Annotated in this window: 23 protein-coding genes; 20 read left to right on the top strand and 3 right to left on the bottom strand. The window is 63.3% G+C overall.

Annotation, left to right across the window (positions count from 1 at the left end):
• The first annotated feature begins 75 nt into the window (after nucleotides 1–75).
• The 6 genes from EJ070_RS26850 to kdsA all read left to right on the top strand — a co-directional run bounded on the left by EJ070_RS26850 (nucleotide 76) and on the right by kdsA (nucleotide 6,000).
• A complete protein-coding gene (locus EJ070_RS26850) occupies nucleotides 76–1,341 on the top strand; it encodes an NAD(P)/FAD-dependent oxidoreductase (protein ID WP_126094069.1) in 1,266 nt (421 codons plus the stop codon).
• 140 nt (nucleotides 1,342–1,481) lie between these two features.
• Entirely contained in the window at nucleotides 1,482–3,455 is a 1,974-nt protein-coding gene (locus tag EJ070_RS26845; RefSeq protein WP_126094068.1) for a bifunctional 2',3'-cyclic-nucleotide 2'-phosphodiesterase/3'-nucleotidase, read from the top strand.
• A 227-nt stretch (nucleotides 3,456–3,682) separates the two neighbouring features.
• On the top strand, nucleotides 3,683–3,817 hold the full coding sequence (locus EJ070_RS37495; protein ID WP_281059629.1) for a hypothetical protein: 135 nt from the start codon (nucleotides 3,683–3,685) through the stop codon (nucleotides 3,815–3,817).
• Between the two features lie 104 nt (nucleotides 3,818–3,921).
• The gene (locus tag EJ070_RS26840; RefSeq protein ID WP_126094067.1) at nucleotides 3,922–4,212 is read left to right on the top strand and encodes a Dabb family protein; all 291 of its coding nucleotides are present in this window, start codon (nucleotides 3,922–3,924) and stop codon (nucleotides 4,210–4,212) included.
• A gap of 70 nt (nucleotides 4,213–4,282) precedes the next feature.
• Nucleotides 4,283–5,158 carry a VOC family protein gene (locus tag EJ070_RS26835; protein WP_126094066.1) on the top strand — a complete coding sequence of 292 codons (876 nt, stop codon included), beginning with the start codon at nucleotides 4,283–4,285 and terminating at the stop codon, nucleotides 5,156–5,158.
• Nucleotides 5,155–6,000 (top strand): 3-deoxy-8-phosphooctulonate synthase, encoded by an 846-nt coding sequence (gene kdsA, locus EJ070_RS26830; protein WP_126094065.1) that lies wholly within the window; start codon nucleotides 5,155–5,157, stop codon nucleotides 5,998–6,000. The genes EJ070_RS26835 and kdsA overlap by 4 nt, the downstream gene beginning before the upstream one ends.
• An 11-nt stretch (nucleotides 6,001–6,011) precedes the next feature.
• Here the strand turns inward: kdsA and EJ070_RS26825 are convergent, their stop codons facing one another.
• Entirely contained in the window at nucleotides 6,012–6,701 is a 690-nt protein-coding gene (locus EJ070_RS26825; protein WP_126094064.1) for a hypothetical protein, read from the bottom strand.
• 140 nt (nucleotides 6,702–6,841) lie between these two features.
• Here EJ070_RS26825 and EJ070_RS26820 point away from each other — a divergent pair, with 140 nt between their 5' ends.
• The 14 genes from EJ070_RS26820 (at nucleotide 6,842) to EJ070_RS26755 (ending at nucleotide 18,443) form a co-directional block, all read left to right on the top strand.
• Nucleotides 6,842–7,045: a dodecin family protein gene (locus tag EJ070_RS26820; protein ID WP_126094063.1), complete on the top strand. Its 204-nt coding sequence runs from the start codon at nucleotides 6,842–6,844 to the stop codon at nucleotides 7,043–7,045.
• Between the two features lie 85 nt (nucleotides 7,046–7,130).
• Entirely contained in the window at nucleotides 7,131–7,496 is a 366-nt protein-coding gene (locus EJ070_RS26815) for a PRC-barrel domain-containing protein (protein WP_126094062.1), read from the top strand.
• A 393-nt stretch (nucleotides 7,497–7,889) separates the two neighbouring features.
• On the top strand, nucleotides 7,890–9,164 hold the full coding sequence (gene eno, locus EJ070_RS26810; protein ID WP_126094061.1) for a phosphopyruvate hydratase: 1,275 nt from the start codon (nucleotides 7,890–7,892) through the stop codon (nucleotides 9,162–9,164).
• Nucleotides 9,165–9,318: 154 nt separating this feature from the next.
• Nucleotides 9,319–9,642, top strand: a complete 324-nt coding sequence (locus EJ070_RS26805; RefSeq protein ID WP_126094060.1) for a septum formation initiator family protein — start codon at nucleotides 9,319–9,321, stop codon at nucleotides 9,640–9,642.
• Nucleotides 9,643–9,818: 176 nt separating this feature from the next.
• Nucleotides 9,819–10,865: a pyruvate dehydrogenase (acetyl-transferring) E1 component subunit alpha gene (pdhA, locus tag EJ070_RS26800; protein ID WP_126094059.1), complete on the top strand. Its 1,047-nt coding sequence runs from the start codon at nucleotides 9,819–9,821 to the stop codon at nucleotides 10,863–10,865.
• 15 nt (nucleotides 10,866–10,880) lie between these two features.
• A complete protein-coding gene (locus tag EJ070_RS26795) occupies nucleotides 10,881–12,275 on the top strand; it encodes a pyruvate dehydrogenase complex E1 component subunit beta (protein WP_126094058.1) in 1,395 nt (464 codons plus the stop codon).
• 4 nt (nucleotides 12,276–12,279) lie between these two features.
• Nucleotides 12,280–12,573 (top strand): DUF5076 domain-containing protein, encoded by a 294-nt coding sequence (locus tag EJ070_RS26790; protein WP_189350087.1) that lies wholly within the window; start codon nucleotides 12,280–12,282, stop codon nucleotides 12,571–12,573.
• 9 nt (nucleotides 12,574–12,582) lie between these two features.
• Complete coding sequence (locus EJ070_RS26785) at nucleotides 12,583–13,956, top strand: pyruvate dehydrogenase complex dihydrolipoamide acetyltransferase (RefSeq protein ID WP_126094056.1); 1,374 nt, start codon at nucleotides 12,583–12,585, stop codon at nucleotides 13,954–13,956.
• Between the two features lie 15 nt (nucleotides 13,957–13,971).
• Nucleotides 13,972–14,397 carry a hypothetical protein gene (locus EJ070_RS26780; RefSeq protein ID WP_126094055.1) on the top strand — a complete coding sequence of 142 codons (426 nt, stop codon included), beginning with the start codon at nucleotides 13,972–13,974 and terminating at the stop codon, nucleotides 14,395–14,397.
• Nucleotides 14,394–15,032: an SGNH/GDSL hydrolase family protein gene (locus tag EJ070_RS26775; protein ID WP_126094054.1), complete on the top strand. Its 639-nt coding sequence runs from the start codon at nucleotides 14,394–14,396 to the stop codon at nucleotides 15,030–15,032. The genes EJ070_RS26780 and EJ070_RS26775 overlap by 4 nt, the downstream gene beginning before the upstream one ends.
• Nucleotides 15,033–15,059: 27 nt before the next feature.
• Entirely contained in the window at nucleotides 15,060–16,505 is a 1,446-nt protein-coding gene (lpdA, locus tag EJ070_RS26770) for a dihydrolipoyl dehydrogenase (RefSeq protein WP_126094053.1), read from the top strand.
• A gap of 120 nt (nucleotides 16,506–16,625) precedes the next feature.
• Nucleotides 16,626–16,883: a GlsB/YeaQ/YmgE family stress response membrane protein gene (locus EJ070_RS26765; RefSeq protein ID WP_126094052.1), complete on the top strand. Its 258-nt coding sequence runs from the start codon at nucleotides 16,626–16,628 to the stop codon at nucleotides 16,881–16,883.
• A 130-nt stretch (nucleotides 16,884–17,013) separates the two neighbouring features.
• Complete coding sequence (gene lipA, locus EJ070_RS26760) at nucleotides 17,014–17,979, top strand: lipoyl synthase (protein ID WP_126095920.1); 966 nt, start codon at nucleotides 17,014–17,016, stop codon at nucleotides 17,977–17,979.
• Between the two features lie 8 nt (nucleotides 17,980–17,987).
• The gene (locus EJ070_RS26755; protein ID WP_126094051.1) at nucleotides 17,988–18,443 is read left to right on the top strand and encodes a type II toxin-antitoxin system RatA family toxin; all 456 of its coding nucleotides are present in this window, start codon (nucleotides 17,988–17,990) and stop codon (nucleotides 18,441–18,443) included.
• Nucleotides 18,444–18,446: 3 nt separating this feature from the next.
• Here EJ070_RS26755 and EJ070_RS26750 read toward each other — a convergent pair whose 3' ends face one another.
• Nucleotides 18,447–18,935 (bottom strand): CinA family protein, encoded by a 489-nt coding sequence (locus EJ070_RS26750; protein WP_126094050.1) that lies wholly within the window; start codon nucleotides 18,933–18,935, stop codon nucleotides 18,447–18,449.
• Entirely contained in the window at nucleotides 18,932–20,161 is a 1,230-nt protein-coding gene (locus EJ070_RS26745; protein ID WP_126094049.1) for a bifunctional 2-C-methyl-D-erythritol 4-phosphate cytidylyltransferase/2-C-methyl-D-erythritol 2,4-cyclodiphosphate synthase, read from the bottom strand. Before EJ070_RS26745 ends, EJ070_RS26750 begins: the two co-directional genes overlap by 4 nt.
• Between the last annotated feature and the right edge of the window lie 86 nt (nucleotides 20,162–20,247).

Below are 20,247 nucleotides of genomic sequence, written 5' to 3'. Positions count from 1 at the left end.
CAGCGGCAATGTTGTTGCAGTGCACAAAACTGCTTACATCTAGGCTATCTGGTTGGTTTGGCGAGGTGACTGAGAATGGACGAGGCCAAGCATCATGTCGTTGTCGTCGGCGCGGGCTTCGGCGGTCTCGAACTGACCCGCGCGCTGGCCGCAGCGCCGGTGCGCATCACCATGATCGACAAGCGCAATCATCACCTGTTCCAGCCGCTGCTTTACCAGGTGGCGACCACCTCGCTGGCCACTTCGGAGATTGCCTGGCCGATCCGGCATCTGCTGCGCGAGCGCAGGGACGTGACGACGCTGCTTGGCAATGTCACCGGTGTCGACCGCCAGGCCAAGCGCGTATTGCTCGATGATGGCAGCGCCGTCGCCTACGACACGCTGGTGCTCGCCACCGGCGCGCGCCACGCCTATTTCGGCCACGACGAATGGGAGCCTTTCGCGCCCGGACTGAAGACGCTCGAGGACGCCACCGAAATCCGGCGCCGCATCCTGCTTGCCTTCGAGCAGGCAGAGCGAGAGACCGATCCGGCCACGCGCCAGGCATTGCTGACGCTGGTCATCGTCGGCGGCGGGCCAACCGGCGTGGAGCTTGCCGGCACCATTGTCGAGCTCGCGCACGACACGCTGCGTGGCGAATTCCGCAACATCGATACGCGGCAGGCGCGCGTGGTGCTGATCGAAGCCGGCGACCGGATACTCGCCAATTTCGCGCCGGAGCTCTCAGCCTATGCGCGGAAAGCGCTGGAGCGGCTTGGCGTGACGGTCGAGCTCGGCCATGCCGTCACGCAACTGGATGCCGAAGGCGTCGTCTTCGGCGACACTCATTTGCCGGCAAGGACCATCCTGTGGGCGGCCGGCGTCGCCGCTTCCCCGGCAGCGGAATGGCTGGGAGCGTCGGCCGACCGGGCCGGCAGGGTGCTGGTCGAGCCCGATCTCACCGTGCCGGGCGGCCCGGACATCTTCGTCATCGGCGACACGGCGCATCTGTTGCGGCCGGATGGAAAGCCGGTGCCGGGCGTCGCCCCCGCGGCCAAGCAGCAGGGCCAGCATGTCGCCGCGACCATCAAGGCGCGGCTTGCCGGCGATACGGCGCCGCGACCGTTCCGCTACCGGCATGATGGCGATCTGGCGACGATCGGCAAGCGCGCCGCTGCGATCGACTTCGGCTGGATCAAGCTCACCGGCTGGCTCGCCTGGTGGCTTTGGGGCATCGCCCACATCTATTTCCTGATCGATTTCCGCAACAGGCTCGCGGTTTCGCTTAGCTGGCTATGGATATATCTCACAGGGCAGCGCAGCGCCCGGCTGATCACCCAGGGCGACGACGACAAGCGCTGATTGCCCGCCAAGCCTGTTTCATCGACGCGTCACCTTGTCGTGATCAACAGGCTTCCAACAGACGTGGACTCAAAGTGCCTTCAGCGCCATGTTCCGAACCCAGGGGCAGGGGTTGTCGCGTTGTCGAAGAGGAGGAAGCAATGTCACAACCGCTCGTCACTCGCCGTTCGCTGCTGGCCGGCGCCGCCGCCAGCGGGGCGCTGATCATGTTGCACCCGTTTTCCGTCCGTGCTCAGGCCAATCAGGCGCACCTCAGGATCATGGAGACGACCGACATCCATGTGAACCTGCTGCCCTATGATTATTACGCCGACAAAGCGAACGACACGATGGGCCTGTCGCGGACGGCTTCGCTGATCGAGGCGGTGCGCAAGGAAGCCGCCAATTCGATGCTGATCGACAATGGCGACCTTTTGCAGGGCAATCCGATGGGCGACTACGTCGCCTACGAGAAAGGCCTGAAGGACGGCGACCTGCATCCGATCATGAAGGGCATGAACCTGCTCGGTTATGAATGCTCGACGCTCGGCAACCACGAATTCAATTACGGCTTGTCCTTCATGGACAAGGTGCTGGCCGGCGCCAATTTCCCCTTCGTCTGCGCGAACCTGATCCGCGGCACCGCGCTTGCCGCCAACCCGCGCGACGACAAGCTCTACCTCAAGCCCTATGTCATCCTCGACAAGAAGATCAAGGACGGGTCCGGCGCCGAGCAGCCGATCAGGATCGGCGTCATCGGCTTCGTGCCGCCGCAGATCATGGTCTGGGACCTGAAGAACCTCGAAGGCAGCGTCAAGACGCGCGACATCGTCGAAGCGGCCAAGGCCTGGGTGCCGCAGATCAGGGAGGAGGGCGCCGACATCGTCATTGCGCTCTCGCATTCCGGCATCGACGTCAAGCAAGGCGACATGATGGAGAATGCCTCGTTCTTCGTCGCCGGCGTCGAGGGGATCGATGCGGTCTTCACCGGCCACCAGCATCTCGTCTTCCCCGGCAAGAAGGATTTTCAGGCGCTCGATGGCGTCGACACCGAGAAAGGCACGCTGCAGGGCAAGCCGGCGGTGATGGGCGGCTTCTGGGGCTCGCATATGGGCTTGATCGACCTGCTGCTGGAGCGCGACGGCTCGAAATGGCGTGTCGTCTCGGCGACCTCCGAAGCGCGGCCGATCTATGAGCGCGTCGACAACAAGAACAAGGCGACGGTCGGCGACGACAAGCGCATCATCGCCGCGCTCGAGCAGGATCACGAGGCGACACTCGCCTATGTCCGCCGCCCCGTCGGCAAGACCTCCGCGCCGCTCTATTCCTATTTCGCGCTGGTCGCCGACGATCCCTCGGTGCAGATCGTCAACCAGGCGCAGAGCTGGTACCTGAAGGACATATTGAAGAGCACGCAGTGGAAGGATGTGCCGCTGCTCTCAGCGGCCGCACCCTTCAAGGCCGGCGGACGCAATGGCGCAGACTACTACACCGACGTTCCGGTGGGCGATGTCGCCATCAAGAACGTCGCCGATCTCTATCTTTATCCCAACACGGTGCGGGCGGTCGAAATCACCGGCGCCGAAGTCAAGGAATGGCTGGAGATGTCGGCGGGCATCTTCAACAGGATCGAGGCCGGCAAGGCGGACGAGCCGCTGATCAACACCGATTTCCCGTCCTACAATTTCGACGTCATCGACGGCGTCACCTACAGGATCGACCTGTCGCAGCCGCCGAAATACGATTCAAAGGGCGGCGTGGCCAACGCCGGCTCAAGCCGCATCGTCGACCTTCAATTCGACGGCAAACCGATCGATCCGGCGGCGAAATTCGTGGTCGCCACCAACAACTACCGCGCCGGCGGCGGCGGCAATTTCCCCGACATCAACGCTTCCAAGATCATTTACGAGGCGCCGGACACCAATCGCGACGTGATCGTGCGCTACATCGTCAGCGAAGGCACGATCAACCCGTCGGCGGACGGCAACTGGTCGTTCGCGCCGTTGTCTGGAACCAGCGTCGTCTTCGAGACCGGCCCCAGGGCGAAGGACTTCATCGATCAGGTGAAGTCGCTGAAGATCGAGCCGGCGGGCGAGGGCGAGGCGGGATTTGCCAAATACCGCATCGCGCTTTGAAGCGCGGCAGGGCCGAATCCATATCCACCGGCGCGCCGGAAGGTCGCATAAGGAGTTTTTGTGGTCGCACGCTGCGGCTCTTCATGTCGCGGCTCCGCAGGCATCGCCCGCCGAGGGTGAGGCATCAAAACTGCCGGGAAGGCGCATGAAGCACAAAAAGCAGTGCCCTCGGACAATTGCCGCCAAGGCTCTCTGGTTCCGGCCGGAGACATGCGTTAGCTTTAGCCATGCGTTATGTGATCGTCATCGTCGCCATCACCTTCTTCCTGATCTGGGACGGCCTCTACAATCAGGGCCGCTACCTCGATGCGACCGTCAGGGAGATGTCGCGCATCGTGCGCTACGTCACCGGAGCAGCCTGAGGCCGGCGCTGCCGTCTCGACTGCAGGGCGCGACATCGTTGCCGGTTGACGCGACGGCCCCGCTCCCACAAAAACGCGCTCACCTGTCGATCAAGGAGGCTGGATTGATCCGGCACATCGTTTTCTTCAGCGTCAGGCGCAAGGAAGATGTGGGGGCCGTGCGGTCCGGCCTGCAGGCACTGGGCCATATCCCGCACTCGAAACATTTCGAGGTGACGCTCAACACCAAGGTCGATCTGTTCTCCAACGCGATCGATGTGGTCGTCTATGCTGAATTTGAGGACGAGGCAGCCCTCGCTGCCTATAAGGCACATCCGATCTATGCGGAGACGACCAGCAGGGTGAAGCCGTTGCGCGAACTGCGCTATTCGGCGGACGTCGTGGCCGCCGCCTGAACCAGCGGCCAGTCGCTTCGCTGACGCCGGGCCTTGAACCCGTTCCCGGAATGAGGCAAACCGCGCCGGCATGATCGAAACTTCGACCCACCCGCTCGACCATTTGGTTCTGCCCACACGGAGCCTCGAGGTCGCGAGGCAGCGCCTCTCGTCGCTCGGCTTTATCGTTGCGCCAACCGGCGTCCATCCTTTCGGAACCGAGAACGCTTGTGTTTTTCTCGCCGATGGAACCTATCTGGAGCCGCTGGCCATCAGCGATGAGCAAACGGCGGTGAGGGCGATAGGCGAAGGCAACGTCTTCGTCGCGCGCGACCGCCTTTACCGCAACAAGCTCGGCGACGAGGGTTTTTCCGCTATCGTTTTCGGCACGGCCGATGCCGATGCCGACCACGCGCGCTATGTCGAGGCGGGAGTGTCGGCGGGAGATACGCTGAGCTTTTCGCGCGCCTTCACCGACGCGGGCGGGAAAAGCGATATGGCGTCGTTCAAACTGGCATTCGCGACCGGCAGGGAGGCAACGGACGCATTCCTCTTCGCCTGCGAGCGCATCAACGCGCCGAACATCGACCGCACCGCGCTGCAGGCTCACGCCAATGGGGCGACCGGCATCGTCGAGATCGTCGCGGTCAGCGACAGGCCTTCGAGCCAGGCCGGGCTGGTGTCCACCGCTGCCGGCAAGAGGGTGGAAGCGGGCGACAAGGTTGAGTTGCCCAACGCCATCCTGAGCATCATGGCGCCCGACGCATTTGCCTCACGCTTCGGTCTCTCGGCGGGGGTCTCTTCGGATATGCGTTTTGCGGCGGTCATTTTCTCGATCCGCGACACGGCCGCCGCCGCGCGCCTGCTTGCAACGAACGCGATCGAACACAACATGAGCGGCAACGATATTGTCGTGCCGCCGGCGCCCGGTCAGGGCGCGGCCTTCATCTTTCGGGAGATCCCATGAGCGAGCCCCTGGCGCCTAATACATCGGTAACTGTCGGCAAGGTCGTCTTCGCGAACAATGCGCCTTTGTCGCTCATCGCCGGCCCATGCCAGCTCGAATCGCGCCAGCACGCCTTCGACATGGCCGGCGCGCTGAAGGAACTGACTGAGCGGCTGGGCATCGGCCTCGTCTATAAGACGAGCTACGACAAGGCTAACCGCACCTCGCTGTCGGCGACGCGCGGAGCCGGGCTCGACGCGGCGATGCCCATCTTTGACGATCTGCGCAAGACGTTTTCACTGCCGGTGCTGACCGACGTCCACACCGAGGAGCAATGCGCGATCGTGGCGCCGCATGTCGACGTCCTGCAGATACCGGCCTTCCTTTCGCGCCAGACCGACATGCTTGTCGCCGCTGCGCGGACCGGCAAAATCGTCAACGTGAAGAAGGGCCAGTTCCTCGCGCCCTGGGACATGAAGAATGTCGTCGCCAAGATCACGGGTTCCGGCAACCCGAACGTGCTGGTCACCGAGCGCGGCGCATCCTTCGGCTACAACACGCTGGTGTCGGACATGCGCGCGCTGCCGATCATGGCCGAGATCGGCGCGCCGGTGATTTTCGACGCCACTCATTCCGTGCAGCAGCCGGGCGGGCAGGGCGCCTCCTCCGGCGGTGAGCGGCGCTTCGTGGCAACACTGGCCTGCGCAGCCGTCGCCGTCGGCGTCGCCGGGGTCTTCATCGAGACCCACCATGATCCGGACAACTCGACCTCTTCCGACGGCCCCAACATGGTGCCTCTCAAGGACATGCCGGCCTTGCTGGAAAAGCTGATGGCATTCGACCGCGTCGCAAAGGGGCGCTAAGTCCCGCCCCGTCATTCTCTGCTTCCGGCGCCACGCATGTCGATTGCGAAGACGGCGTAGTAGTCCAGCCCCCGCATGGGAGCGCTGACGGTCAGGATCCATCGCACATTGCCATCCACCCGCTCATATATCGGCGGCCCTTTGGAGGCCAGCGCCTCGGGCGGTATCTGGAAAGCGAAGGGAATGCCTGCGCTCGACCGGATCGACGCGCATGGCACGGCGATCGTTTCCTGCCATTTGAGCTCGTCCTTGTAGGTCGATTTTTGCGTCCCGCTGGTGTTCACGATCGGGCCGCCGACCCGGTAGGTGCGGATGCACTTCAGTTGCACCGTGTAGTCGCCGTCCGGCGCCAGATCGCGGCTTGATCGTACCGAACCTTCGAAGCGCCGGCCGGCCGTCGCGGGTCCGGCGACAAGTGTCGTCGTGCCGAACTTGCGAACCCGCAACGTGTCGCGGATCGCCTTCAGCAGCGAGTAGAGCGCAATGAGGACGAATACGACGGGGATGAAGATCAGCGGATTGAATTCGCGATCCGTGACGTCGAAGTTGAGTGGGAGCTCGAACCACCAGACGATCAATATGCCGATCAGGCCCATGCCGCCGGCAAAGAAGTATCCGCTGGACGCATTGGCGGCGTTGGCGTCGACCACCGGCGCCGGCGCTTGCACACTGGTCTGCCGCCGATTGCGCTTTCCGCTCATCGCCACCCCCTGATGCGACAATGCCATGCAATGCGACGGGGAGCCAATGCTGGCGAGCCTGCAATCTCGTCTGGCTTGTCGCTGGCAACCGCCGGCTGTACGCTCTTCTTCGCAACTGAGTGCGTTGGCAGGAGGAAGCCATGTCTGTCGCCCGGGTCACCGAGATCACGTCGTCGTCCAACAAAAGCTTTCAGGACGCAATCGAGAATGGCATTGCGCGCGCCGCAAAGACCCTGAAGAACGTGGAAGGCGCCTGGATCCAGGACCAGAAGATCGTGATCGAGAACGGCAAGATCTCCGCCTATCGCGTCAATATGAAGGTGACCTTCATCCTTGCCGATTAGGATCAGGCCGCCGGCGGAAAAGTCTGGAACCTTCGCCCGCTCCCCTCATTGTCCAGACGGACATTCAAATGAGAGGAGCACAACAATGACCACCCCGTCTGGGCATACCGAAGCCATTGCCGCCTCACGCGTCATCGGTACTTCGGTCTACAACACCGCCGGCGACAGCATCGGCAGCATCGAGGATGTCATGCTCGACAAGATGTCGAACGGCATCATGTTCGCTGTGATTGGCTTCGGCGGCTTTCTCGGCATGGGCGAGAAATATCATGCCGTTCCGTGGGCGACGCTCGACTATGACGAAGATAGAGGCGGCTATGTCGTGCCGTTCACCAAGGACCAGCTCAAGGCGGCGCCGGCCTACTCGATCAAGGAGCTGACCGGCGCCGATGGCGAAGCAGCCCGCGATGCGTCCTTCCAATACTATCACGTAAAGCCTTACTGGCATTGACCAACCAGGTCGGCTGGCTGAAAGCGAAAGGCCCCGGAGAACCGGGGCCTTGAACGTCTCAACCACTCTGTTCGAGCTACTCTGTCGCGTGAAAAAGCTCCACGGAGCTTTGCTGGGGTTTCTGGCTGTCGCACGACGTCAGGAACGCAGCCGCGATCAGGAACAAACTCACGATACCGCTCAACTGGGACATGGCGAAACTCCTCCTGTTTCGCCCCGCGCGAACCCGATCATAGTTCAGAAGGGCCGGTCATGCGCATGACTTATGATGACAGAAATTTGCGCATCGTGACTCTTGCCGCCGGCAATATTTGCAGGCGGCCCGATTGCCTTTTGCGGTGCTTTGGCTAAGAGGGGCGCGACGCTTCAATCGATCAATCGGGGACATCGCAAATGACCGCCATCATCGACATTGTCGGGCGTGAAATCCTGGACAGCCGTGGAAATCCGACCGTTGAGGTCGACGTGGTGCTGGAAGACGGCTCGATGGGCCGCGCCGCGGTGCCGTCCGGCGCCTCGACCGGCGCGCACGAGGCGGTCGAAGTACGCGACGGCGGACCGCGCTATCTCGGCAAGGGCGTCGAGCGCGCCGTCGAGGCGGTGAACGGCGAGCTGTTCGAGGCGATCGGCGGCATGGAGGCCGAGAACCAGATCCATATCGACCAGACGATGATCGAGCTCGACGGCACGCCGAACAAGAGCCGCCTCGGCGCCAACGCCATCCTCGGCGTGTCGCTGGCGGTTGCCAAGGCTGCCGCGGATGCCGCCGGCCTGCCGCTCTACCGCTATGTCGGCGGCACCAAGGCGCATGTCCTGCCGGTGCCGATGATGAACATCATCAATGGCGGCGCCCACGCCGACAATCCGATCGACTTTCAGGAATTCATGATCCTGCCGGTCGGCGCGCCGACGCTGCGCGACGGCGTGCGCTGGGGCTCCGAGATCTTCCACACGCTGCGCAAGAAGCTGAAGGACGCCGGCCACAACACCAATGTCGGCGACGAGGGCGGCTTCGCCCCCAACCTGAAGAGCGCGCCGTCGGCGCTCGATTTCATCATGGAATCGATCGAGAAGGCCGGCTTCAAGCCGGGCGAGGACGTAGCCCTCGGCCTCGATTGCGCCGCGACCGAGTTCTTCAAGGACGGCAACTACGTCTATGAGGGCGAGAAGAAGACGCGCGATCCGAAAGCGCAGGCGAAATACCTTGCCAAGCTCGCCTCCGACTATCCAATCATCACCATCGAGGACGGCCTTGCCGAGGACGACTGGGAAGGCTGGAAGATACTGACCGACCTGATCGGCACGAAGACCCAGCTTGTCGGCGACGACCTCTTCGTCACCAACACGGCGCGGCTGCGCGACGGCATCCGCATGGGCGTCGCCAATTCGATCCTGGTCAAGGTCAACCAGATCGGCTCGCTGACCGAGACGCTCGACGCCGTCGAGACCGCGCACAAGGCGGGCTATACCGCCGTCATGTCGCACCGCTCGGGCGAGACCGAGGATTCGACCATCGCCGACCTCGCCGTCGCCACCAATTGCGGACAGATCAAGACCGGCTCGCTGTCGCGCTCGGACCGCATGGCCAAGTACAACCAGCTCATCCGGATCGAGGAGGAGCTCGGCAGGCAGGCGCGCTACGCGGGCAAGTCGGTGATCAAAGGCTGATCCGGCTCATTTGGAACCATAAAAGGGCGGGGACATCCCGCCCTTTTTTGTTCTTGCAAACCTCGACCCGACCGGCCGTAACCGTCCATTAAGCACAATCGGGCGAAAAAGACTCAAATGGCCGCTTGCGTTCGCGGCCGCGAGGGTTCGGGTCATGTGGACACGTCAGCACAAGAAGAGAAACACCGGCCGGCTGATCATTCCGTCGTTGTGCGTGCTGTTCCTGACCTATTTCGGCTTCCATGCCTATCATGGCGAATTCGGCATCTATTCCAAGTATCGGCTGCAGGCCCAGGCGGCCGAACTGCAGGCCCAGCTCGACGCGGTCAAGGCGCGCCGGGTCGATTTCGAGCGCCGCGTCCAGCTCCTCCATGAAGGCACGCTGGAAAAGGACATGCTTGACGAACAGGCTCGAAAGGCGCTCAATCTCTCGCAGCCCGACGAAATCACCATCATGCTGCCTGCCTCGACGAAATAACCGAATTCCGGTTAATCGAACTTATTCGCAATGATTCTAGTCGCTTAGACGCATGCCAGCCATGCATTTTTCAGCATGGCGCAATGCACCCTTGCGTGTTAGCCTCGCTCAAATCGGTGGGGAGGCGATCGCTCTCCCTGAAATGTCCGCGAAGAGACGCCAACAGGGAGTGATGCATGGCCACCGCCGCCAGAAAAGCGCCTGCCAAATCCAAATCCAAATCCGACGGCAAATCGCCGAACCTTTCCGCACCAAAGCCAGCCGAATTCACCAAGGAAGAAGAGCTTTCCGCCTACCGGCACATGCTGCTCATCCGCCGCTTCGAGGAGAAGGCCGGCCAGCTCTACGGCATGGGCTTCATCGGCGGCTTCTGCCACCTCTATATCGGTCAGGAAGCCGTCGTCACCGGCATGAAGATGGCGCTGATCGAAGGCGATCAGATGATCACCGCCTACCGCGACCACGGCCACATGCTGGCGATGGAGCTTTCGCCGCGCGGCGTCATGGCCGAGCTCACCGGGCGCCGCGGCGGCCTGTCGAAAGGCAAGGGCGGCTCCATGCACATGTTCTCCAAGGAGAAGCATTTCTACGGCGGCCACGGCATCGTCGGCGCGCAGGTGTCTCTGGGCACCGGGCTCGCCTTCGCCAACCGCTATCGTGAGAACAAGAATGTCTCGCTGACCTATTTCGGTGACGGCGCCGCCAACCAGGGCCAGGTCTACGAGAGCTTCAACATGGCTTCGCTGTGGAAGCTGCCGGTGATCTTCATCATCGAGAACAACCGCTACGCCATGGGCACGTCCGTGTCGCGCTCGTCCGCCGAGACCGATTTCTCGCATCGCGGCGCATCCTTCAAGATCCCCGGCATCCAGGTCGACGGCATGGATGTCCGCGCCGTAAAGTCGGCCGCCGAGCTCGCCACCGAATGGTGCCGCGCCGGAAACGGGCCGCTGATCCTCGAAATGCAGACCTACCGCTATCGCGGCCACTCGATGTCCGATCCGGCGAAGTACCGTTCCAAGGAGGAAGTGCAGAAGATGCGCTCGGAGCACGACCCGATCGAGCAGGTCAGGGTGCGGCTGCTCGACAAGAAGTGGGCGAGCGAGGACGAGCTCAAGGCCATCGACAAGGAAGTCCGCGACATCGTCGCCGACGCCGCCGAATTCGCCCAGAACGACGCCGAGCCGGATCCGTCCGAGCTCTGGACCGACATCGTACTCTAAGGAGAGGGCAAGGACATGCCGATCGAAATTCTCATGCCCGCGCTTTCCCCGACGATGGAAGAGGGCAATCTTTCCAAATGGCTGAAGAACGAGGGCGACAAGGTCGTCGCCGGTGACGTGATCGCCGAGATCGAAACCGACAAGGCAACGATGGAAGTCGAAGCCGTCGACGAAGGCACGCTGGCCAAGATCGTGGTTCCCGCCGGCACCGAAGGCGTCAAGGTCAATGCGGTGATCGCCGTGCTTGCGGTCGATGGCGAAGACGTCGACAAGGCCGGCGAAGGCGTCGGCGAAGAGCCTGCCAAGGCCGAACCGGCTGCGGCAGCGCCAGCGCCGGCCGCAGCCAAGAGCGAAGCCGCGGCACCCGTCGCGGCCGCGCCGAAAACGGAAGTCGCGGCCGATCCGGACATCCCCGCTGGCACCGAGATGGTCTCGACCACGGTGCGCGAGGCGCTCCGCGACGCCATGGCTGAGGAAATGCGCCGCGATGGCGACGTCTTCGTCATGGGCGAGGAGGTCGCCGAGTACCAGGGCGCCTACAAGATCACGCAAGGCCTGCTGCAGGAATTCGGACCGCGTCGCGTCGTCGACACGCCGATCACCGAGCACGGCTTTGCCGGCGTCGGCGTCGGAGCGGCCATGGCCGGCCTGAAGCCGATCGTCGAGTTCATGACCTTCAATTTCGCCATGCAGGCGATCGACCAAATCATCAACTCGGCCGCGAAGACGCTCTATATGTCCGGCGGCCAGATGGGCGCGCCGATCGTGTTCCGCGGACCGAACGGCGCCGCCGCGCGCGTCGCCGCCCAGCACTCGCAGTGCTACGCCGCCTGGTACAGCCACATCCCCGGCCTGAAGGTGGTGATGCCGTATACGGCGGCCGACGCCAAGGGCCTGCTCAAGGCGGCGATCCGCGACCCGAACCCGGTCATCTTCCTCGAGAACGAGATCCTCTACGGCCAGTCCTTCGACGTGCCGAAGCTCGACGATTTCGTGCTGCCGATCGGCAAGGCGCGCGTCCACAAACAGGGCAAGGACGTCACCATCGTCTCCTTCGGCATCGGCATGACCTATGCGGTCAAGGCGGAGGCCGAACTGCGCGGCATGGGCATCGATGCCGAAATCATCGATCTGAGGACCATCCGCCCGCTCGACTTCGACACCATCATCGCCTCGGTGAAGAAGACCAACCGTCTCGTGGTGGTGGAAGAAGGCTTCCCGCAGAGCTCGGTCGGCGACCACATCGCCAACCAGGTCTCGCAGCGCGCCTTCGACTTCCTCGATGCGCCGGTGATCACCATCGCAGGCAAGGACGTGCCGATGCCTTATGCGGCCAACCTCGAGAAGCTGGCGCTGCCCAATGTCGGCGAAGTCGTCGAGGCAGTCAAAGCCGTCACGTACCGGGGTTAACAAGATGTCGCGCGAACTAGAAGTTCCCGCGATGGTCGTCGAGAGTAGCGAATTCAATGAAATACTCCGCGTCTGGATTGGTTCGGACGCGGTCGTCACGATGCAAGACCTCTTTGGACCAAACGCTCACAACTGGGGAATGGTGCTTGCTGATATCGGCATGCACATAGCCAGGATGAGACTGGAACAAGATGGCATACCTGAAATCGAGACGCTTCAGGCATTGGAAGAAGGCTATCGCGGCAGAATGTCGGAGCAGTTCAATATCCAGCACCGTTCGCTGACCGGGCGGAACTGAGGAGGAAAAATGCCGATCAACATCACCATGCCGGCGCTCTCTCCGACCATGGAAGAGGGCAATCTCGCCAAGTGGCTGGTCAAGGAAGGCGACAAGGTTTCGCCCGGTGACGTGATCGCCGAGATCGAGACCGACAAGGCGACGATGGAAGTCGAATCCGTCGATGAAGGCACCGTCGCCAAGCTCGTCGTTCCGGCCGGAACCGAAGGCGTCAAGGTCAACGCCGTGATCGCCATCCTGGCCGGTGAAGGCGAGGATGCCCGCGCTGCTGCAAAAGCCGACGGCGGCGCCGTGCCGAAAGCGGAAGCCGCGAAAGCGGAGGCTCCGAAGGCCGAAGCGCCCAAGGAAGCGCCGAAGCCGGCAGCTTCCGCTCCAGCGCCTGCACCGGCTAAGGCCGAGCCCGCTCCGGTCGCCAACGGCCATGCCGGCGGCGAGCGCGTTTTCGCTTCGCCGCTTGCGCGCCGCATCGCCAAGGATGCCGGTGTCGACGTGGCGGCGCTGGCCGGCTCCGGTCCGCACGGCCGCGTGGTGAAGGCCGATGTCGAGGCGGCGATCTCTTCCGGCGGAGCCAAGGCAGCGCCTGCCGCCAAGGCCCCGGCCGAGGCACCGGCGGCCGCGCCGATTGCGAAGCCGATGTCGGACGATCAGGTGCTGAAGCTGTTCGCGGAAGGCTCCTACGAGCTCGTCCCGCACGACAATATGCGCAAGACCATTGCGCGCCGCCTCGTCGAGGCCAAGAGCACCATCCCGCATTTCTACCTCACGCTCGACTGCGAGCTCGACGCGCTGCTCGCGCTGCGCACGCAGCTCAATGCGGCGGCGCCGATGCGGAAGACCGAGAAGGGCGAAGTTCCCGCCTACAAGCTCTCGGTCAACGACATGGTGATCAAGGCGATGGCGATGGCGCTGATGGCGGTGCCGGACGCCAACGCCTCCTGGACCGACAGCGCCATGGTCAAGCACAAGCATGCCGATGTCGGCGTGGCCGTGTCGATCCCCGGCGGCCTGATCACCCCGATCATCCGCCACGCCGATGAAAAGACGCTGTCGGTCATCTCCAACGAGATGAAGGATCTGGCGAGCCGTGCCCGCAGCCGCAAGCTGAAGCCAGAAGAATACCAGGGCGGCACCACGGCCGTCTCCAATCTCGGCATGTTCGGCGTCAAGGATTTCGCCGCCGTCATCAACCCGCCGCATGCGACCATTCTCGCGGTCGGAGCCGGTGAAGAGCGCGCAGTGGTGAAGAAGGGCGAGATCAAGATCGCCACCGTGATGTCGGTAACTTTGTCCACCGATCATCGTGCCGTCGACGGCGCGCTCGGCGCGGAACTGCTCGGCGCCTTCAAGCGCATGATCGAGAACCCGATGGGCATGCTGGTCTAGGAAGGAAAAGAGGCGGTGCGGAAGTTCTTCACCAGCCTTTTCGCCTTCATCCTATCCGGTCTGGCTGGCGGACTGGTCGTGCAGGAACTGGCCGTGCTTACCGGCGCGACCGAAGAATACATTCTGGTCTTCGCCGCAACGGTGATGATCCTCATCGTCGTGACGATCGCCTTCTTCCTGGTCCAGTTCCGCGCTGAGCCGGTTCGGGCGGTCGACCGGATGTTCTGGTGGCTGCTTGCGATCTTCGCGATCATTCTGGTCGCGCTCGCCGGTTGGACGTTTTCGGTGCCGCCCGAGAACCGGGCGACCGCAAGCGACCTTTCGATCGTTGCCGGACTGATCCTGCCCGGCGTTGTGGCGATCATCGTGCAATGGCTGTTCGTGCGCTGGCGGCTCAAGCGCTCGTCGGCACCGTTCGGCAGGGATGGGGTAAGGGCATGAAGACAATTCTCTGCTACGGCGATTCGCTGACCTGGGGCTACGACGCCGCCAGCCTCGGCCGCCATGCGTTGGAAGACCGCTGGCCGAGCGTGCTCAAGGCGGCGCTGGGCGAGGGCATTGAGGTCATTGCCGAGGGCCTCAACGGCCGCACCACTGCCTTCGACGATTACCTGGCCGGTGCGGACCGCAACGGCGCGAGGACGTTGCCGACGATCCTGACGAGCCACGCGCCGCTCGACCTTGTCATCATCATGCTCGGCGCCAACGACATGAAGCCATGGATCCACGGCAATCCCGTCGCCGCCAAGCAGGGCATCCAGCGCCTGATCGATATCGTGCGCGGCCATGACTATCCATTCGACTGGCCGGCGCCGCAGATACTCATCGTCGCGCCGCCTGCGGTAACGCGCACCGACAATGCCGAATTCAAGGAAATGTTCGCCGGCGGCGACGACGCCTCGAAGCGCCTGGCGCCGCAATATTCGGCGCTGGCCGACGAGGCCGGCTGCGGCTTCTTCGATGCGGGCACCGTGGCAACGACAACGCCGCTCGACGGTGTCCATCTCGATGCCGAAAACACACGGCGGATCGGCCAGGCTCTGGCCCCGCTCGTGCGTGTGATGCTCTCACTCTAACCCCCAGAAAGATCAGGGAGAAAACCCGTGGCTGAGAACTACGACGTTATCATCATCGGCTCAGGTCCCGGCGGCTATGTCACCGCGGTGCGTTCCGCCCAACTCGGCTTCAAGACGGCGATCGTCGAACGCGAGCATCTGGGCGGCATCTGCCTGAACTGGGGCTGCATCCCGACCAAGGCGCTGCTGCGCTCGGCCGAGATCATGCATTATTCCGACCACCTCAAGGATTACGGCCTGAAGCTCGACGGCAAGGTCAACCCCGACACGGCCGCGGTGGTCGACCGCTCCCGCAAGGTGTCGCTCAGGCTGAACGGCGGCGTTGCCTTCCTGATGAAGAAGAACAAGGTCGACGTCATCTGGGGCGAGGCGAAGCTTTCCAAGCCCGGCGAGATCGTGGTCTCCAAGACCGCCAAGAAGCCGATGGAGCCGCAGCCGCCGGTGCCGAAGGGCGTCAAGGGCGAGGGCACCTACACCGCCAAGCACATCATTCTGGCGACCGGCGCCAGGCCGCGCGCGCTGCCCGGCATCGAGCCGGACGGCAAGCTGATCTGGACGTATTTCGAGGCGATGGTGCCGAAGGAGATGCCGAAATCGCTGCTGGTGATGGGCTCGGGCGCCATCGGCATCGAGTTCGCCTCCTTCTACCGCACAATGGGCGCGGACGTGACGGTGGTCGAGGTCTTGCCGGCGGTGATTCCGGTCGAGGATGCCGAGGTCTCGAAATTCGCGCAGAAGCAGTTCGAGAAGCAGGGGATGAAGATCCTCCTCGAAGCCAAGGTGACCAAGGTCGAGAAATCAGCCAATTCGGTCACCGCCCATGTCGAGATGAAGGATGGCAAGGTCGAGAAGATCACCGCCGACCGCATGATTTCGGCTGTCGGTGTGCAGGGCAACATCGAAAATCTCGGCCTCGAGGCGCTCGGCGTGAAGACGGATCGCGGCTGCGTCGTCGTCGACGGCTACGGCAAGACGAACGTGGCCGGGATCTATGCGATCGGCGACGTCGCGGGACCGCCCATGCTTGCCCACAAGGCCGAGCATGAGGGTGTCGTCTGCATCGAAAAGATCGCCAATTTCCCCGGCGTGCATGCCATCGACAAGTTGAAGATCCCGGGCTGCACCTATTGCAGTCCGCAGGTCGCGTCGGTCGGCCTGACCGAAGCCAGGGCCAAGGCCGAAGGCAAGGACATCCGCGTCGGCCGCTTCCAGTTCGGCGCCAACGGCAAGGCCATCGCGCTCGGCGAGGACCAGGGCTTCATCAAGACCATTTTCGACAAGAAGACCGGACAACTTCTCGGCGCGCATATGATCGGCGCGGAGGTGACCGAGCTCATCCAGGGCTTCGTCGTGGCGATGAACCTGGAGACCACCGAGGAAGAGCTGATGCACACGATCTTCCCGCATCCGACCCTGTCGGAGATGATGAAGGAAAGCGTGCTCGACGCCTATGGCCGCGCTTTGAACGCATGATAAATGGCCAATCGGTGATAGATTGGTTGGGCGAGACTCAGACGCGGCAGCCGGAGGACTTTGACGGCAGGGCAGTTCGTATCCGGATGCATTTTCACCTGATCGAGGAGGATTTGGCATATGGACGTGAATGGCGTGGGCTGGATTGCAGCCATCATCATAGGCGGCTTGGCCGGATGGCTCGCCGAAATGGTCATGAAGAGCAACACCGGCATCTTCATGAACATCATTCTGGGCATCGCCGGCGCGGTGGTGCTGAACGCAATCCTGAGAGCGCTCAACGTCGAGGCCTTCGGCGTCGGCTGGTTCGCCTATCTGATCACAGGCTTCATCGGCGCCTGCCTGCTGATCTTTGCGGGTCGGCTGGTGCGCCGCTGAGCCCCGGCGAACGCCGCTATGCGAAAATGGCCGTGGCGGCATGCGCCGGCGCGGCCTTTTTCTTTGCTTCGAAAAGTCCTAGATGACGCAGACGGACGGTCGCGTTACCAGCGGCCGCGAAGGGTTTGAGATGGTCACTGTTCTCGACACGATCGCCAACGCGCCGCGCCCGCGGCACCCCGAAAAGGCGCACAGGCCGGACCAGGAAGTGCTGCGCAAGCCGGACTGGATCCGCGTCAAGGCGCCGGTCTCGAAAGGCTATGCCGAGACGCGCGAGATCGTGAAGTCGAACAAGCTGGTGACGGTGTGCGAGGAGGCCGGCTGCCCGAACATCGGCGAATGCTGGGACAAGAAGCACGCCACCTTCATGATCATGGGCGAGATCTGCACGCGCGCCTGCGCCTTCTGCAATGTCGCCACCGGCATCCCGACGGCGCTCGACCCGGATGAGCCGGCGCGCGTCGCCCACGCCGTCAAGCAGATGGGCCTCAGCCACGTCGTCGTCACCTCGGTCGACCGCGATGATCTGGACGACGGCGGCGCGCAGCATTTCGCCGACGTCATCCATGCCATCCGCGCGGCCGCGCCCTCGACGACGATCGAGATCCTGACGCCCGATTTCCTGCGCAAGGACGGCGCGCTGGAGGTCGTCGTGGCGGCCAAGCCTGACGTCTTCAACCATAACCTCGAAACCGTTCCGTCGAACTACCTGACGGTCCGGCCGGGCGCCCGCTATTTCCACTCCATTCGGCTGCTGCAGCGGGTGAAAGAACTCGATCCGTCGATCTTCACCAAATCCGGCATCATGGTCGGTCTCGGTGAGGAGCGGAACGAAGTGCTGCAGCTCATGGATGACCTGCGGTCGGCCAATGTCGACTTCATGACCATAGGCCAATACCTGCAGCCGTCGAAGAAGCACCATCCGGTGATCCGCTTCATCACGCCCGACGAGTTCAAGTCCTACGAGACGATCGGCAAGACCAAGGGCTTCCTGCTGGTGGCGTCGAGCCCGCTGACGCGCTCCTCGCATCACGCCGGCGAGGACTTCGCCAGGCTGCGTGCGGCGCGCGAAGCGCAGCTCGAGAAAGCCGGCTGACCATCTAAATGCCGAAATTCGAAGCCATCCGCCGCGTCACCCACACGCCGCAGGAGATGTTCGCGCTGGTGGCGGATGTCGAGGCCTATCCGCAATTCCTGCCGCTCTGCGAGGCGCTGACGGTGCGCTCGCGCAAGGAGCGCGACGGCCGCACCATCCTCGTCGCCGACATGAGCATCGGCTACAAGGCGATCCGCGAGACCTTTACCACGCAGGTGCTCCTGAAGCCGGACGAGAACGCCATCGACGTCAAATACATCGACGGCCCATTCAAATATCTCAGCAACATCTGGCGCTTCGATCCGGCCGATCGCGGCTGTGAGGTGCATTTCTTCATCGACTACGAATTCAAGAGCCGCATTCTCGGAGCGCTGATGGGGACGATGTTCGACCGCGCCTTCCGCATGTTCTCCGAAGCCTTCGAGAAGCGCGCGGACGTGATCTACGGCGCGAAGCCGGCCTGATCTTCACTCAGCTCCAAGCGCGCGCAGCCCAAGCTGCAACGCGTGCCGCACCGTCTCGTGGCGGATGAACTCGCGGCCCTTATGCGCAAAGAGCTGGCGCTCGGCGACGACCGGCTGCCCGGTAAGCGCTACCCCGAACCAGACGAGGCCGACCGGCTTTTCCGCCGAACCACCGGTGGGGCCGGCGATGCCGGTGACGGCAAGCGACAGGCTCGCGCGCGAATGCGTGAGCGCGCCTGCCGCCATCTCGAGCACCGTCTCGCGCGAGACGGCGCCATGCGCGTCGAGCGTTGCGGCGGAGACGCCGAGCATCTCCATCTTTGCTTCGTTGGAATAGGTGACGAAGCCGCGGTCCACCACGGCGGAAGAACCGGCAATGTCGGTGAGTGCGGCAATGATCATGCCGCCGGTGCAGCTTTCGGCCGTCGCCAGCATGATGCCGCGCTGCTGGCAGGCCTGGAGCAGGGCGATGGCGAGTTCGGCGTTGCTCATTTGGGGACATCTCCCGGGAAAACCACGCTTGCGGTGGCGATCGCCGCTATGCCTTCGCCGCGGCCGACAAAGCCGAGCTTTTCGTTCGTCGTAGCCTTGATCGAAATGCGTTCGGCCGCAATGCCCAGCATCGCCGCCAGCGCCGCCGTCATCGCCTCGCGGTGGGGCCCGACACGCGGCGCTTCGCAGATCAGAGTGATGTCGGCATTGGCGATGCGCCCGCCATGCTCGCGCACCAGCTTCGCTGCATGCTCGACGAAGATCTTCGAGGCAACACCCTTCCATTGCGGGTCCGATGGCGGGAAATGCGTGCCGATGTCGCCGGCGCCGCAGGTGGCAAGCAGCGCGTCGGTAAGCGCGTGCAGCCCGACATCGGCGTCCGAATGGCCGGAGAGTTTTCGATCGTAGGGAATGGCGACGCCGCACAGCGTGACATGGTCGCCGGGCTCGAAGGCATGCACATCATAGCCATTGCCGGTGCGGATGTCCGGAAAGCGCGGCAGCGCGTTGGAAAGCCGCTGGTCGGCCATCGCGATATCCCTTGCCCAGGTAAGCTTCACATTGTCCGGCGAGCCGGCGACGATCTTGACCGGAATATGCGCCCATTCGGCGATCGCTGCGTCGTCGGTGAATTCGGACTTGCCCAAATGATGCGCCTTCTCGTGGGCCGCCAGCAGCGGCCAGAACGGAAAGCCTTGCGGTGTCTGCGCGGCATGCAGGCCGGCTCGCGACACCGTCTCCTCGATCATGCCCGTTGCGGATTCCCGCTTCAGCGTGTCGGCGACGGGAAGGGCGGGCAGCGCGCCCTGCCGTTCCCCGATGGCGTCGATGATGCGGTCGATCAGCCCGGCATCAAGGAACGGGCGCACCGCGTCATGCACCAGCACTTTTCCCGGCGCCAGATCCCTCAATGCCAGGAGACCGAGCCGAACCGAGGCCTGGCGGGACGAACCGCCAGTGACCGCGAAAACACGCTTGGCATTCGCTCCCGCCGCGCGCTCGAAGAGTTCGGCATCGTCGGCGTGGATCGCCACGACCACCGGGCCAATTCTCGGATGTGAAAGAAACGTCTCCAGCGTGTGCGCGATGACGGCGCGGCCGCCGATACGCTGATATTGCTTCGGCCCATCGGCCTGCCCGGCACGGGCGCCGCGCCCGGCGGCGACGATCACAACGCCGACTTTGCCGTCTGCGTCCAAACCCTGATTTTCACTTGCGTCGGTCATGGCGAGAGGCTTAGTCGCGGCTCGAAGGGAAGGCCAGCATTTTCCAAAATGCGCCTTAATGTGACGTCATTGCGCGTTGCACAATG

Origin of the sequence: Mesorhizobium sp. M1E.F.Ca.ET.045.02.1.1, assembly GCF_003952485.1 — a bacterium.
GTDB lineage: Bacteria > Pseudomonadota > Alphaproteobacteria > Rhizobiales > Rhizobiaceae > Mesorhizobium.
The sequence above is the reverse complement of the archived record's forward strand: the minus strand, read 5'-3'. Positions and strand labels throughout refer to the sequence as shown.